Here is a 14,885-nt window from a genome sequence, read left to right on the forward strand (position 1 = left end):
GCATGCATTAAAAATGAACGATGGATTAAGGGGGATTTGGGTTATGGATATTCGTGGCATTAAAACCTTTCAAATGATTGTTAAGCTCGGAAGCTTCCAGCGTGCGGCGGATGAGCTGCAATATGGCCAATCTACAGTAACGATGCATATTCAAAAGCTGGAAATGGATCTGGGCGTCAAGCTATTGGATCGTGGCAAAAAGCTTAATCTAACCGAAGCCGGGCGGTTATTCCTCGAGAAGTCGGATCTACTGCTGAAGGACTATGATTTCCTAAGCAATACCATGATCGATTTTCTAAAAGGCGAGGCCGGCTTTATCCGTCTTGGTGTGATGGAGCCTACTGCCAGCTACAGGCTTCCACAAATTCTTGCTCCCTTCATGCAGCAATATGCCAAGGTGCAGATTAGTATCCAGATTGGGAATACTACTGTGCTGAACCAGATGCTAATCGATAATGAGATTGATCTGGCGATCTGCACAACGCCCGAGAGTGGGCTCAGCAGCGCTTTCGAGCCTTTATTCGTTGAACAACTGGGGCTGCTCATTCCCGAAAACCATGGGCTGGCTGCCAAGGACATGATCTATTTACATGACCTGCAAAATGAGAAGCTGCTCATTACCACCTCGGTCTGCCCTTACCGCAAAAAGCTCGAAAGCTCACTGCTTGAAAAAGGCGGCAGCCCCTATAACGGCATGGAAATCGGCAATATGGCAGCCCTGAAATATTATGTCGAAGCTAATTTTGGAGTAGCTGTTGTGCCTTTGATCACAGTCACGCCACCACCCAAAGGAACCGTGCTGAAAGCCATCCAGGACTTGGACTCAGGACTTGTTACAGGCATATTGCGCCGGCAGGAAGGGTCTTTATCCAGTTCTGCCACTGAAAGGCTAATAACTGTTTTGAAAAAAGGGCTGTTGGCTATGTAAAAACAGCCTAACTCCCAAGAGGAGTAGGCTGTTTGATCGGGCCAGAAACCCAAAACGTTTATTTCTTTTTAAATTTCACATCATAAGCTTGCTGATAAATTTCCATATACCGCTTCAAATTCATATTATCGAGATTTTTCACATAGGTATCCCAGTTCTTATCAATGTCAGAGTCTCCCGTTACGAAACGTGCCATCATTTCTTTAACATGGTCCAAGATGGTCTTTTCTAAATCGGCGATCTCCGATGCTTGCTCGGCTGTAAAAAATACCGGAGGCATTACATTATCGATCTTCATTTGGTAAGGCTCCATCTTTTGCTTCGTTTCATTGTAGAGCATAACCTCTAACGGCTGCTCAGGATTCTGAGCTTCACCCAGACGGAAATCGTTGGAGCGGTAGCTTGGTCCGGTTTGTCCCCAGTTCACATTTTGCACGCCGCCCCAAGGGGTTAACTGCTTCCATATGGCAGGCTTACCGTTAATGCCGATTTCAGTTTTCTCCGCGTAGCGCCATTCTGTACCTTCCCGTCCAGCATACCATCTTAATGTTGTGTCAGGAGTATTATACAAAAAGTCTGCCAACCGGAAGGCGGCTTCCGGATTTTTTGCGTTTTTGGTAATGATATACTGCCCATTGCCCACTGCATAAGGATGATAAGCTGCTGTCTGGAAGCCATTCGGTCCTTTTAACGGAGGCACTGCTGTATACGTCAGCCATCGCCCGCTACTCCCACCCAAAGTCGTTAATGATCCCATATTATGGCCTGAGGATGCACCCAGTATAACGGTATCCGGGTTTTCGCCGAGCTTTTTCAATTGATTATTGTCCTGCGTAAAAGCCTGCGGATCGATTAAGCCTTCAGCATACAGCTTGCGCAAATACTTTAAGCCTTCCTTCCATTCGGGCTTATTATAGGGAACCGACACTTTACCGTTATCGAGGTATAATTTGCGATCCCCATGATTGTAAGTAAACGCATTCATAATGAAGGAATCAATCATTTGCGTATCAAACAAATTGCTGCTTGCCGCTTGGATGGAGCCTGAGAGTGGGATTTCATCAGCCTTTCCGTTGCCGTTCGGATCCTTCGTTTTAAACGCCTTTAGAACCTCATAAAATTCGTCGGTCGTCGTAGGCATCTTCAAGCCCAGCTTATCGAGCCATGGCTTTTGAATCCACATTCTTTGCTTATACATACAGTGGTAGCATTCGTTTACCTGCGGCAGCGCATAGATTTTACCATCAGGTGCCGTGATCAGGTCTTTATAGATGGCATTATCTTTAAACATCTTTTTAATCTCAAAGCCATGTTTTTCGATCAAATCGTTCAAAGGAAGAAACACGCCTTGGCTCCCGTTAATCATCATTTGAGTCGGAGATACCCCAAAGCCCATAATAACATCCGGGTAATCACCGCTAGAGAGCACCAGGTTCAGCTTTTCCGTTGCAGACTTCTCTGGCGCTACTTCCCATTCGATGTGGATATTCGTCTTTTGCTCCAGCCATTTGGTGAATTCATTGGTAGCGAAGTCTTCGACTGAGGCGCTTCCTTTCATCAGAATCCGCACCGTTGTCTTCTCTGCTGTAATTGGCAGCTGCCCCGCTGCACTCACCGTCGCTTCCGCCTTTTTCCCGTCATCGTTGGCCGTAGTTGCTGTCCCACCGGAGCAGCCGCTTAATGCTAAGCCCAACCCTAATACAGATGATAAACCAATAAGCGTGGCTTTTTTCAAAATAACCCCTCCTTCGATTTTTTGTAGAAAACTTACTTTGTAAGCATCCACTTTACAGTTTTCTTAGAAAACTAACCTTTTAACGAGCCGACCATGATGCCTTTGACAAAATACTTCTGTACAAACGGATAAGCAATCATCAGGGGAGCGGTAGAAACCACAATCAGCGAGTATTTCAATAGCTCTCTAAGGCCTTCCCGCTTGGCTGCTTCTTGCACATCGACTAGCATATTTAAGTCTACATCGTTTTGCACCAGGATGTCCCTTAGCACCAGCTGCAGCGGATAGAGCTGTTGGCTTTTCAAGTAAATCAGTGCGCTGAAAAAGGAATTCCAATGTCCTACCGCATAAAACAATGTAATGACTGCAATGATAGGGCCCGATAAGGGCAGCACGATTTTCCATACGAACTGAATATCTGTACAACCATCCAGTTGGGCAGCCTCTAGCAATTCATCGGGAATGGTCGTTTGAAAATAAGTGCGCGTAATGATCATATTCCATACGGCCAAAGCGCCGGGCAATACCATCGACCAGACGGTGTTCAGCATGTTCAGGTCCCTCACCAGTAGATAGGAAGGAATCAAGCCACCGGAAAACATGAAGGTGAATACAAAAAGAAACATAAACATATTTTTTCCGTAAAAATCCTTTCTCGACAATGGATAGGCAGCAAGAACCGTCATAATTACATTAATGAGCGTGCCCAGCAGCGTATAATAGATCGAATTCATGAATCCGCTTACAATTAGTTTGTGTTTGAAGACCGCCTTATACCCTTCCAGGTTCGGATCAATCGGCCATAGCCACACTCTTCCTGAAACAACGGCTTCCGAGCTGCTGATGGAGGAGCTGGCAATATAAATAAGCGGGTAAAGAATGGTAATTAAAAACAAGGATAGGATCAAATAGTTAGTAAACATAAATAACTGGTCCCTCTTGGTTTCTCTAATTGTTGGTTCCATTAGGAGCTCCTTTCCCTTCCCCGTTCACCATAAGCTGGCCTGCTTGGTAGTCTGAGCGATCTTATTGACGATCAAGAGGAGAATGAGGTTAATTACGGATTTAAACAATCCGATCGCGGCAGAGTATGAATAATTCATAGATTGAGATGCCAGGCCAACCTTATACACGTAGGTGTCAATAACCTCAGAGGTCCGCATGTTGAGTGGATTTTGCATCAATAATACTTTCTCAAAGCCGACATCAAGCATATGCCCTACATTCATAATTAAAATAATAATCGCTATGGGCATAATGCCGGGAATATCGATATGCCACATTCGTTGCACTTTCGTCGCACCGTCAACTACAGCCGCTTCATGAAGGGATGGATCGATACTGGAAAGAGCTGCCAAATAAATGATGCAGGAAAAGCCTACACTTTGCCATATGCCCGACCATACATAAATGGACTTGAAATATTCAGGGGTGCCCATAAACCTGACAGGCTCAAAGCCTAATCCCATAATAAGTCGATTAACAATCCCATTTCTTGGATCAAGCAGTTCAATAATAATACCAACCATAACTACTACTGAAATAAAATGGGGTGCATAGGTGATCATTTGCACCGATTTTTTGAAAATTTGGCTTTTCACATAATTCAAGCTAAGTGCAAGTATTATCGGAAAAGGAAAGCTGGCTAGCAGCGTGTAAATACTTAATACAATGGTGTTACTCATTATTCTCCAAAATTCATAGGAATTGAAGAATCTTACAAAGTGGACAAAACCCACCCAATCACTTCCCGAGATCCCTTTGGTAACCACAAAATTTTTGAAAGCGATCTGTGCCCCGTACATAGGGATATACTTAAAAATAACAATATAGATGACTGGTAAAGCTATAAGCAGGTACAACTGCCAAACCTTTCGAATCTTTTTGACTGGAGCCCCTGTACTTAATAGAGCAGTTACGTTCGTTTGCGTACGCGCTGTTTGTTTAAGCGTTTTCAACTCTTCACCTCCTAAGCTTATTCATTAATTGTAGGTGCAACCGACCTATACCCAACATTAGGCTAGGTACAAGCTGATGTAAATGTGAAAGCCTGCAGCTACATGTGCAGGCTTTTAGAAAGGCGATATGCAATTGAAACGCCTATATACATTCCTTAAGAATACGCTTTCATTTTACTGCTAACACGGCGAAATTCAGAGGTGCTTACCGCGTGTATTCTTTTAAAGGCCCGGCAAAAGGTGTTGGAGGAGCTGTATCCCACCTGCTGGGCGATTTCGTATACGGGAAGCTGTGTGCTTGCCAGCAGCTCTTTGGCATGAGCCATACGAAGCTCCTCCAAGTAGTCGGAGAAATTAACGCCAGCTTGTTCTTTGAAAAACTGTGATAAATAGCCTTTGGAAATATTCATGCATTCCGCTACTGAATCCAGACAAAGCTCCGCTTGGGCATAAGACTCTTGCAGCAAACTCACAATATGTTCATACAGCTGGACGTTTTGGCTTTTCTTATGGTTATTGACAAAGTCACACACCTGCCCAAAAACGGAAGTAAGCGAGCGGTAATTGTTCTCCAAGCCTGTATATGAAGCCAAATCACCGGAAAAAGGCTTCATTTGCTCCATTCCCGTATCTTCCTCCATCCCCACCTGTGGCAGCAGCTTAATTAGCGTTCCCCACATTTCATTCATGAATAGCCGCAGCATGGTGACGGATAAGCGGCGTTCCTCAAAATTTTTGCAACGCAGCTCCCCCAGCAATTCAGATACCGCAGTATGCTCGCCCGCTTTTGCCAAATTGCTTAGACGATACTCCAGATCCGCTGGATAATAGTAGCCATGGTTATCCTTTGGAAGCTCATCAAACCCCATCATGCCATTCTTGTTCCTCCAGGACAAATATTCCAGCGTGCGTTTGGCCTCCTCAAAGGAACGCGAGATGTTCAGCAGATCCTCATAAATATTGCCAACACCCAATCTCGTTGCAAGGCTTAAGCTAGATTGGACGTTTTCGCTTATCCGACCCGTCACTTCCTCGAGATGAAGCCGCCGTTTTGCAGGAGCATCAACATCAAAGGCAAACAATAATACGATCTGGTCCTCTGCCACATCATGCATATACACTTGTCCGTTGGTTTCTTGGTAGATAATATCTTTAACCATCACGCGCTTCCTATCGAGCTCCTCAAGGACATCACGATCCAAACCGTTATCGTAGCCTCTTAGCTGGAGGATCGCTACAATAAAATAGCTGCCCCGCATCGTAATCCCTACATGCTGTAGCAAAATAGGGATATCCTTCGGTGTTACATATTCGCCGGTCAATAGCCTGCCGAATAAAGCTGCTTGAAGCAACGGAGCTTGCTTTTCCATTTTATCCTGCATTTCCTGATTATTAGCGATCAGCCGGGATACATGGTCCCGAATAAAATGGTAGGCGTTGGAGCCGTAATACCCTTCTCCATTCGTTCGCTCCATGATCGTTTCCATAATTTTTTTGAGCGGGCGGCTGTTTCGGTAAGCAATTAAATAAGCGATAAGCAGCCCTACTACCAAAAAGCTAAAAACTAATGAAAAGGTAATTTTTTTAATATACAACACTTTGTTCAGCACGACATCGGCGGGTTGGGCGACCAAATAGGTCCAGCCGTTATAGTCGGAGGTTGTATAAGTGACCATCATATCCTGGCCAGCGATTTCCTGTAGCATGTTCCCGTGCTGTCCATTTAGCCTGCTGAGGTCGATACGATTAGTATCAGCACCGGGCGAGGTCGAGCTCACCACATCCCCAGCCTCATTAATGATATAAGCCCAACCTCCTGATAGGTCGAGTCCTCCAAGCAGCTTTTGAATTTCACGATGGTCGACCGTTATCGCTACAGAGCCCTGCGGAAAACCCGGATAGCCCATAGGATGAATATAAGTAAGCAGCGAATAGCGATGTCCATTAACCGTTACATCCTGAGCGGGCAACACCTTGCGTTTGTAATCGCCTCCCATAAACAATTCGTTCCAAGTCCGGGTATCCATCTGTGTATATTGGAAGCTTTTTTCAAATTCAGGCAGCATATATGTTGAGCTCTCCGCCAAGACCAAGCCGCTATTTTTAAAGCTAATAAAGTAATTGAAAATAAAATTATTCGACAAGCTAAAATTGTACATACTTTTGCGCGTTTCCAAAACACGGTACGTGTTCGCTCCTTCGAACGGATTGGTGATCGAGGCAAATTGCATAATTCGGGTATCATTAGCCAGCTGCATAGCGATAGAGGAAATCTCCGAAAGCCTGCGGTCCAAAATATTACGGCTTTGTTGGAGCAGATTCATATTGGAAGCGGTTACTTCTTTCTCCATTTCTAACAATGTCTTATTGTAAATAATCCAACCTACAAGAAGCGGTAGCAGTAATAATATGATATTCGGCACCAAGAGATGAAGAAATATCCCTTTAAAACCACTGCTTTTCCTTTTAACCTTCCACACACTGGTTCCCCCCAAGCGTTGAAGTTTGATCCTACTACTCTAATTCCATTTCTTCAAATCATCATAGCATTGGGAATTTGGTTCAGTCAATGACGCATAAGTACCGAAAATTGGTGTCGTTATTTGTACAGACAGATACAGTTTTTACGATTCTGCCGCGGAGGGCAATAAAAGAAAAACCGCCCGCAAGGTTCGTCGGACGGAGCTTTTATTGGAATGTAATTGATGCCGGTTCCCACTTTTGTGCGTTAACGAGGACAGGAGTATGGGGCTCCATCTGTTTTTCCACTTAACCCTTCGCCCTTTGCCGACCTGCCTCATGGGCTTCGCTAATCCGATCCATCAGGTCATTCCAGCCTTGGTCGATTTTGCATTTCTCCGGGCGTAGCTCGAACCAATTAATCGTTCGTTTGATACCTTCATGGAAAGGAACGGTTGCTATATAGTCGGGAACGAACCTTTTAATTTTACTGTTGTCGAACACACTGCTGACTGCTTTATCACCAAGCAACCCGCCAATGCTCTCCGGCATAAAGGAAGTAATAAATTCCGAGGAAATATGTACAATATTCGGTTCGACACCTGCTGCTTGCCCAATCATGTGGGTGATTTGGTTCCAATCCAGCACTTCGTCCGAGGTAATATGAAAAGCGTGGCCAATTGCTTTGGGATTGCCTAACAGCCCAACGATACCTTTCGCAAAATCGGTATTGTGCGTCATCGTCCATAGTGAGGTTCCATCACCATGCACAATGATTTTCTCGCCCTTGCGCATTCTATCTACCAATGACCAAGGATTCGCCCAGCTATTCAGGGCTGCCGGAATCATCGTATCCCCGTAGGTGTAGGAAGGTCGGACAATTGTGATTGGAAAATTCTCGCTACGATAAGTATCCATCAGCAGATCCTCACAAGCAATTTTGTCACGCGAGTATTGCCAGTATGGATTCGCCAGTGGCGTCGACTCGGTTACTAAATATTGGGTGGAAGGCTTTTGGTAAGCAGAAGCGGAGCTAATAAATATGTATTGGGCTGTTTTCCCTTTAAAAAGCTTTATGTCTGTTGCTACATGGTCTGGTGTAAAAGCGATCCAATCGACGACAGCGTCAAACTCCAGATGCTTCAAAGCTTCCGCCGTTGCTGCCGCATCTCTTATATCCGCAGTAATGACATGGGCGCCGTCCGGTACAAAATCATTGCGTTGTCCACGATTTAATAAATATAAATCAATACCTTTTTCCACAGCCAGCTTCGATGCCGCTTGACTGATCAAGCCTGTTCCGCCAATAAATAAAACCTTCATGCTCCAATTCCCTCCTATATGTACAAATATTTCGGGCACCATTTAACGAGTCTTACAAATCTTCCCTACTTAAGAGTTTACCTTGAGATTGATAATAGTTCAATCCTACGCTTTTATTTGCGTGTCGCTTATTGTATGTAGGTGGATGTAGCAGTAAACTATAGTTATTAATTAACAGGAGGAATGAACAATGCTCGTCTCGATGGCTTATCCAACTGTATACATCCAGGAACCACAAATTTTACAGCAATCCGGCGAATGGCTCGGCAAATTCGGCAAGAAGCTTTTTATTATAACAGGCAGGAATGCTTGGGTGAAAGCTGGAACGCAGGTAGAAGAAAGCCTCAAAATGTATGCGCTTCCTTACGAACTTCATTTCTTTAATGGAGAATGTACCTATGAGGAAGCCGAACGCCTTTTAGCTTTGCTGCCAGCGGAAATCGACTTGATCGTTGCCATTGGCGGCGGCCAATGTATGGATACTGCCAAAATCGTCGCCCACCGCTCCGGTTTAAAAATGGCGACAATCGCCACGCTGGCATCCACCTGTGCTTCTACCACGCCCTTATCGATCATGTATAAGCCTGGTCATGAATATTTGGCGATCGAATATTTTGATTTCTGTCCTGTGCTTACGCTAGTGGATCCGCAAATTATTGCTGAAGCACCGTATCGGTATTTAATTGCCGGAATTGGTGATACCTTGGCCAAATGGTATGAGGCTACCCCTATCAATGCTGGCAAATTTCAAAATGCCAAAACCCGCCTCGGCCTGAAAACAGCGGAGCTGGCCAAAGATCTGCTGATGGAGTTCAGCGAGCAAGCGATTGCCGAAAACAAAAAAGGCCACGCTGGAGATGCAATTCGGCAAATTATTGACACGAATATTTTGTTGGCCGGCCTGGTTGGGGGAATTGGCAATCATACCTGCCGTGGCTCAGGAGCCCATGCCTTTCATAATGGCATGACCTGCATAGACGAGATTCATGGCACCTACCACGGCGAGCTGGTCGCCTTTGGCATCGTATGCCAATTGATGCTGGAGCAAAAGCCCGAGGAGCAGGTTGCCCACCTGATGCGGTTTTACCGTCTCATCGGCTTGCCTGTCAGCCTTTTTGATATGGGGGTAACCGCAGTCCGGGATGCCGAGCTCCGTTTAAGTGCGCAGCGGGCTTGCGACCCTAATGAAACGATTCATTATTTGCCCTTCCCTGTGCTGGAGGACAACGTCTATGCAGCCATTTATGCTGCCCATGAGCTGGGCGAACGGCTGAAAGCCGCTGAACCCGCGCGGCCGTCTGCCGAAGGTGCAGCTTCGGTGCCGGCTAACTGATGACTGATGACGCTAACGGCGGCGAGCACGAGTGCGGCTTGGGGCAAAGTGCTATTCAGGCAAGACGCCAGCTTGGACGCAGCTTGACTGGTCAAGCCTAATCAGCAATTAAGGACAAAAACTCTCGGCAACCTGACGTTTTATCGTCATTATAGCCGAGAGTTTTAGTTCCACGCGTCTTCGTATTGGTTATGAACCAGCTTCAAGCCCTATCAGCCTTATTGCTTAAGGAACCAATATTACTTTCATGCACTGGTCGCCCTTTTCCATCATTTCAAAGCCCTCTTTCCATTGCTCCAGGCTTAGCTTGTGGGTGACAACGCCATCCGTTGGCAGCTTTCCGTTGCCGATCCATTCAATCACGGTTTCGTAGCAGTAGGGGCTCAAGTGTGCACCGTAAATGTTCAGCTCCTTGGAATCCCCGATAATGCTCCAATCGACCGTGACCAAATCCTTGAACACACTAAATTCCACAAAAGTCCCCAGCTTGCGCACCAGCTCCAGACCTTGCTGCACGCTGGAAGCATGTCCAGTAGCCTCAATATACACATCACATCCATAACCATCGGTTAGCTCCATAATGATTTGCTTCACATTTTGCTTCGATGGATTAATCGCCATGTCCGCACCAAATGCTAGGGCCAGCTCCAAGCGGTCATCCTTCATGTCGAGCACAATGAGCTTGGCAGGATTTCGAAGCTTGATTGCGCCTATCATCCCTAGACCTAAGGTTCCTGAGCCTGCAAGCACCACGATATCCTCATTCGTTATATTTGCCCGGTCCACACAATGCTTGGAGCAAGCATACGGCTCAACCAATACCGCTTTTTCGATGGGAATGTCCTTTGGAATTTTGTAATTGAGCGCTTCCTTTGGAAATTTCATATACTCGGCCATAGCCCCGTTCACATGTGCTTGAAAGCCATAAATATCATGGCGCTGGCACATCCAATATTTGCCAGTGTTGCAGTATCTACAGTCCCAGCAAGGTACGATTTGCTCCGATATGACCCGATCCCCAACTTGGAAATCACCCTTCACATTGGCGCCCATAGCGACAATAAAGCCCACAAACTCATGTCCGGGAATAACTGGCGTTTGAATATAAGGTGGATTTCCGTCGCCGCCCCAAATTTTGGACGCACCCAGATAAGTTTTAACATCGCTGGCACAAATGCCGCAGGCTTCCACCTTGATTAATATTTCCCCATCTGACACAGCTGGCACATCGACCGTTTCGATCCGATAATCACCAATTCCATACACGACTAAAGCTTGCATTTTTTCCGGTATTCCTGTGAGCGTCATTGCACATCCTCCTACCTTTATACTCACTCTTGCGCCTGGCCATCCAGATAAGTGATAATCATTTGCTGCCCAACCTTTAAATGCTCCTCCAACAGCCGGATCGCTTGCTCCGCATCGCCTGCCAAGAGCGCTTGGATAATTTCCGCATGGCTTTGCACGACAAAACCGATATCCTGGTAGGTACCCGTAGTTATCTCAATCAATGCACTTGTCAGCCCTTTAATCATCAACCACATTGGCAAAAGAGTACGGTTATGCGCAGCTTTCACGATTCGATAATGAAACTCAATATCTAGGCGGATCGTATCGGATTTGGAATGACTGGCTTCCATTAAAAGCTGCACATCCTGTAAGTCGGACAAATCCTGATGGCTGCCCTTCTCAATTAAGCTGCGGATCGCCAGCGACTCCAGCATAAGGCGCATTTGGAATAAATCCAAAACCTCCTGCTTGCCGTAGCCCTTCACGATCGTTCGGCCATTGCCCGGTGTCTCGGTCAGCCCTTCGCTCTCCAGCATCAAAATCGCTTCACGGATCGGCCCACGGCTAACGGACAAATCCTTGGACAATTGGGCTTCACTAAGATGAAGCCCCCTCGGGTATTCACCCAGCAAAATACGGGTTCGCAAATGGCTGGCTACTTTATCCTTTAACGCTTCTTTTTGAATAATCACTAGGCTCACTCCTACAAAAAAACACGGGTTTAACTAACAAACCCATCATATCAGTTCCGCTTAACAAAAACGATACTTCCGCACCGCTTCCTCATCCACCTCTACACCTAAACCGGGCTCCTCAATGGCATGCACCCAGCCGTCTTTTTGGACAATCGGTGTTTTCACCAGCTCATTTTGCATCGAGCTTGGCAGCGGTTTAAGCTCCATCATGATGCAATGGGGCGATGAAATGGACAGATGGACGCTAGCCGCGGTCGTTAATGCCGTACTCCACGCGTGCGTGTTGAATTTGATTTTAGCATCGGCGACCAAGGTCAGCACCTTCAGAAATCCGGTAATACCGTCGGATCTTGCAGGATCAATACCCACAATATCGACCAAGCCGGTGCGGATTAAGCGGGAAAATGCGTCCACAGTCGATTCACGCTCACCTGTTGCAATTAAGCAGCCGGTAGCTTGCTTGAGCCGGGCAAAATCCCCCAGCCGATTGGGTTCAAAAGGCTCCTCGATCCAATCGATCCCGTATTCCGCAAATTGCTTCGTCATCCGGATGGCATGCGCCACATCCCACGTCACTTTATGGCCGATATCGACCATAAAGCCTACCTTGGGCCCAATCGCACGGCGCACCGCTTTGACAAATTCCATATCGTACTCTTCGGTTAGCCCTAGCTTGGCGGTACCTTTTTTGCCGAAGCCGACCTTTACCGATTGATAGCCCTCATCGATATAGCCCTTGATCTCATCGGCATTTTTCTCATGCTCCAAATATTTAATATGAATGCTGGCATTCGCCGGCAGCTTATCCAGCACCTTGCCACCAAACAGCTTATATAACGGCTGCTGCAAGGCCTTGCCCTTGATATCCCAAAGAGCCATATCTATAGCGCTAATGGCAAAAGAGGCGATGCCCCCATCTCCGCCATACCACCATACATGCTCCTTCATCGCATGCCAATGCAGCTCGGTCTCCAGCGGGTCCTTGCCCATAACAAGCGCAGCTAGACCGCCCTCAATCAAAGCCGCTGCCGCTTTAACCGCCTCCGGCCACATCGTAATGCCTTCGCCCCAGCCCACAAGTCCGCTGTCGGTTTCAATACGGACGATCATCGTGTGGCGCGTGCTGTTATCATCATTAGGCTCAATGTACCGCATACCCATAGGTTCAATTTTGATAATTTTCATCGGTTCACCTCATCTCATGTACAAGCCGCCATTGATATCCAAGGTAGCCCCTGTGATATGGCTGGCAGCTTGATCGCTTAGGAATAAAACGCTTTGTACAATATCCGACACTTCGCCGAGCCGTCCATCTGGTGTTTTTGAGATCATGCCTGCTACACCCTCAGGAGTGAAATCAGCGATCATATCGGTTTTGAAAGGCCCTGGTGAAATGGCATTTACATTGATTCCATAACGGGAGTAAAGCGCGGCGAATGATTTGGTCAACGCCACCACACCCGCTTTCGATGCACCATACGGAGGGCTTACAAGCGTCCCACCGTTATAAGCGCTAATCGAGCTCACATTAACAATACGCCCATAACCCCGCTCTTTCATAAATTCAGCAACCATCTGGCAGGCAAAAAAAGTGCCTTTCACATTAACCTCCATAATACGATCCCAAAGCTCGGCATCAACCTCAGCAGCAGGTACCGTGGAGCACACCCCCGCTGCATTGATCAGCACATCAATCCGCTGCTCCTCGCGTTGAATCATTTGCAGCCATTCCTTCAGCTTATTCGTATCACTGACATCAACAGCAGCTAGATCAAAGCTGCCATACTTGTAGGTCGCCGCTAACGCTTCCCTTGCTTTCGTCAGCTTCGTATCATTCATCCCACAGCTATAAACCTTCGCTCCGCTTTGCAAAAAGCTTTCTGTTAAAGCATATCCCAGACCGCTCGTTCCTCCGGTTATGACAACAACTTGCTTATCAAAATTCCATGTAATCATGATTTGCCTCCTTCGAATAGGTTACTTATAACGATGCTAAATCATAGAGTCTACAACGCAAGTCCTAGGCAAGCCGGTTAACCGGTGAATACAGCTGCTCGCCACGTACCCAGCGGACAATTTCCTCAGCAGCCGAGCGTTGTAATTCCAATAGCGATGAGTCGGAATAATAAGCAGCATGCGGCGTCAGCCAAATATTGCCGCAATCCCTTAAAGGATGCTGCGCCGGCAAAGGCTCCTGCTCAAAAACATCCAAAGCCGCAAAGCCTAACGTATGCGCTCTCAAAGCATGGGCAAGGGCGACTGTGTCAATTAATGCTCCTCTTGAAGTGTTAACTACGCATGCGGTTGGCTTCATCCAGCCCAAGGTTTCCGCATTAAGCAAATGCTGTGTCGTTGGCAATAATGGTAGATGCAGAGCGATAATATCGGATTGCTCTAGGATGGTTTTCAAATCATCCTCTTTGTCCACCTGTTTCTCTAGCGCTGCTTCGGCAGTAAGATAAGGGTCATATACTTTCACTTGATATTGAAAAGGCCGCAGCCGCTGGAGCACTCGCTCCCCGATCCGCCCAAACCCGACGATGCCGACTTGTGTGTCTGCAAGCTTCGGCATTGGTTTTACAATCGGCTCGAATGCCCACTCTCCACGCTCTACAGCCTGGTGCAAAGGAAGCAGCCTTCTTGATACTCCCAAAATCAAAGCCGCTGTATGGTCCGCTACCTCATCCAGGCAATATCCAGAAACATTGCATACCTGAATGCCCAGTTCCGTGGCCGCCTCCACATCTACATTGTCATAGCCAATACCATAACGGACGATCAGCTTGCATCTTGTCCATGTGCTTAAAATGTCTTTGGAAAGGATTGCGAACTGCACTAATACGGCATCCGCTGTTTGTCCTACTACCTTTAAGGACTCTTCCTCCGTACCCGATAAAAAGCTGACCTCCAAACCTGCTGCTTGGAAAATCTCCTGTTCCGGCTTGTTATCCTGAAAATTGCTGTCGATGATCACGATATTCATTGCTAAATAAGCACCTCCCAAATAAATATTAAATGGTAATCGTTAATTGTTAACAGTTATCAGTTTGATCTGCTCCTAGTATAAGCGTTTCTTTTCTAACAGGCAACAGTAGATTATTGCACAACATATGATTACAAAGTGGAGCTTCAGAACGCCATAACAAAAGATGCAGTTCGCTAG

12 protein-coding genes are annotated in these 14,885 nt (G+C 46.5%); 2 read left to right on the top strand and 10 right to left on the bottom strand.

All coding sequences use genetic code 11. The annotated features are described in order from the left end of the window. Window positions 1-43: 43 nt before the first annotated feature. Entirely contained in the window at window positions 44-928 is an 885-nt protein-coding gene (locus G9U52_RS04865; RefSeq protein ID WP_166146889.1) for a LysR family transcriptional regulator, read from the top strand. A 58-nt stretch (window positions 929-986) separates the two neighbouring features. On the opposite strand, the gene G9U52_RS04870 is transcribed toward G9U52_RS04865, so the two are convergent. From G9U52_RS04870 to G9U52_RS04890, 5 genes are all read right to left on the bottom strand, one after another. Beyond that, entirely contained in the window at window positions 987-2,663 is a 1,677-nt protein-coding gene (locus G9U52_RS04870; RefSeq protein WP_166146891.1) for an ABC transporter substrate-binding protein, read from the bottom strand. Window positions 2,664-2,734: 71 nt separating this feature from the next. Beyond that, window positions 2,735-3,628 (bottom strand): carbohydrate ABC transporter permease, encoded by an 894-nt coding sequence (locus tag G9U52_RS04875; RefSeq protein WP_166146893.1) that lies wholly within the window; start codon window positions 3,626-3,628, stop codon window positions 2,735-2,737. A 24-nt stretch (window positions 3,629-3,652) separates the two neighbouring features. Beyond that, window positions 3,653-4,621 (bottom strand): ABC transporter permease, encoded by a 969-nt coding sequence (locus G9U52_RS04880; RefSeq protein ID WP_243767151.1) that lies wholly within the window; start codon window positions 4,619-4,621, stop codon window positions 3,653-3,655. Between the two features lie 155 nt (window positions 4,622-4,776). Next, the gene (locus G9U52_RS41300; RefSeq protein ID WP_166146895.1) at window positions 4,777-7,101 is read right to left on the bottom strand and encodes a helix-turn-helix domain-containing protein; all 2,325 of its coding nucleotides are present in this window, start codon (window positions 7,099-7,101) and stop codon (window positions 4,777-4,779) included. A 289-nt stretch (window positions 7,102-7,390) separates the two neighbouring features. Beyond that, window positions 7,391-8,404, bottom strand: a complete 1,014-nt coding sequence (locus G9U52_RS04890) for an SDR family oxidoreductase (RefSeq protein WP_166146897.1) — start codon at window positions 8,402-8,404, stop codon at window positions 7,391-7,393. A 190-nt stretch (window positions 8,405-8,594) separates the two neighbouring features. Between G9U52_RS04890 and G9U52_RS04895 the strand changes: the two genes are divergently transcribed. Next, the gene (locus tag G9U52_RS04895; protein WP_166146899.1) at window positions 8,595-9,737 is read left to right on the top strand and encodes an iron-containing alcohol dehydrogenase family protein; all 1,143 of its coding nucleotides are present in this window, start codon (window positions 8,595-8,597) and stop codon (window positions 9,735-9,737) included. A gap of 225 nt (window positions 9,738-9,962) precedes the next feature. Here G9U52_RS04895 and G9U52_RS04900 read toward each other — a convergent pair whose 3' ends face one another. The 5 genes from G9U52_RS04900 to G9U52_RS04920 all read right to left on the bottom strand — a co-directional run bounded on the left by G9U52_RS04900 (window position 9,963) and on the right by G9U52_RS04920 (window position 14,705). Further along, window positions 9,963-11,045: an alcohol dehydrogenase catalytic domain-containing protein gene (locus tag G9U52_RS04900; protein WP_166146901.1), complete on the bottom strand. Its 1,083-nt coding sequence runs from the start codon at window positions 11,043-11,045 to the stop codon at window positions 9,963-9,965. 23 nt (window positions 11,046-11,068) lie between these two features. Beyond that, window positions 11,069-11,719, bottom strand: coding sequence for a GntR family transcriptional regulator (locus G9U52_RS41305; protein WP_166146903.1), 651 nt, complete (start codon window positions 11,717-11,719; stop codon window positions 11,069-11,071). A 60-nt stretch (window positions 11,720-11,779) separates the two neighbouring features. Next, entirely contained in the window at window positions 11,780-12,907 is a 1,128-nt protein-coding gene (locus G9U52_RS04910; protein WP_166146904.1) for a mandelate racemase/muconate lactonizing enzyme family protein, read from the bottom strand. A gap of 9 nt (window positions 12,908-12,916) precedes the next feature. After that, window positions 12,917-13,678 (bottom strand): SDR family NAD(P)-dependent oxidoreductase, encoded by a 762-nt coding sequence (locus G9U52_RS04915; RefSeq protein WP_166146905.1) that lies wholly within the window; start codon window positions 13,676-13,678, stop codon window positions 12,917-12,919. A 64-nt stretch (window positions 13,679-13,742) separates the two neighbouring features. Then, window positions 13,743-14,705 carry a C-terminal binding protein gene (locus G9U52_RS04920; protein ID WP_166146906.1) on the bottom strand — a complete coding sequence of 321 codons (963 nt, stop codon included), beginning with the start codon at window positions 14,703-14,705 and terminating at the stop codon, window positions 13,743-13,745. Window positions 14,706-14,885 lie beyond the last annotated feature (180 nt).

The sequence above is a fragment of the Paenibacillus agricola genome (assembly GCF_011440305.1).
Lineage (GTDB): Bacteria > Bacillota > Bacilli > Paenibacillales > NBRC-103111 > Paenibacillus_S > Paenibacillus_S agricola.

Coding starts and splice junctions, on each gene's coding strand:
- G9U52_RS04865 (WP_166146889.1), top strand. CDS start 44: ATGGATATTCGTGGCATTAAAACCTTTCAAATGATTGTTAAGCTCGGA.
- G9U52_RS04875 (WP_166146893.1), bottom strand. CDS start 3,628: ATGGAACCAACAATTAGAGAAACCAAGAGGGACCAGTTATTTATGTTT.
- G9U52_RS04890 (WP_166146897.1), bottom strand. CDS start 8,404: ATGAAGGTTTTATTTATTGGCGGAACAGGCTTGATCAGTCAAGCGGCA.
- G9U52_RS04895 (WP_166146899.1), top strand. CDS start 8,595: ATGCTCGTCTCGATGGCTTATCCAACTGTATACATCCAGGAACCACAA.
- G9U52_RS04900 (WP_166146901.1), bottom strand. CDS start 11,045: ATGACGCTCACAGGAATACCGGAAAAAATGCAAGCTTTAGTCGTGTAT.
- G9U52_RS04910 (WP_166146904.1), bottom strand. CDS start 12,907: ATGAAAATTATCAAAATTGAACCTATGGGTATGCGGTACATTGAGCCT.
- G9U52_RS04915 (WP_166146905.1), bottom strand. CDS start 13,678: ATGATTACATGGAATTTTGATAAGCAAGTTGTTGTCATAACCGGAGGA.
- G9U52_RS04920 (WP_166146906.1), bottom strand. CDS start 14,705: ATGAATATCGTGATCATCGACAGCAATTTTCAGGATAACAAGCCGGAA.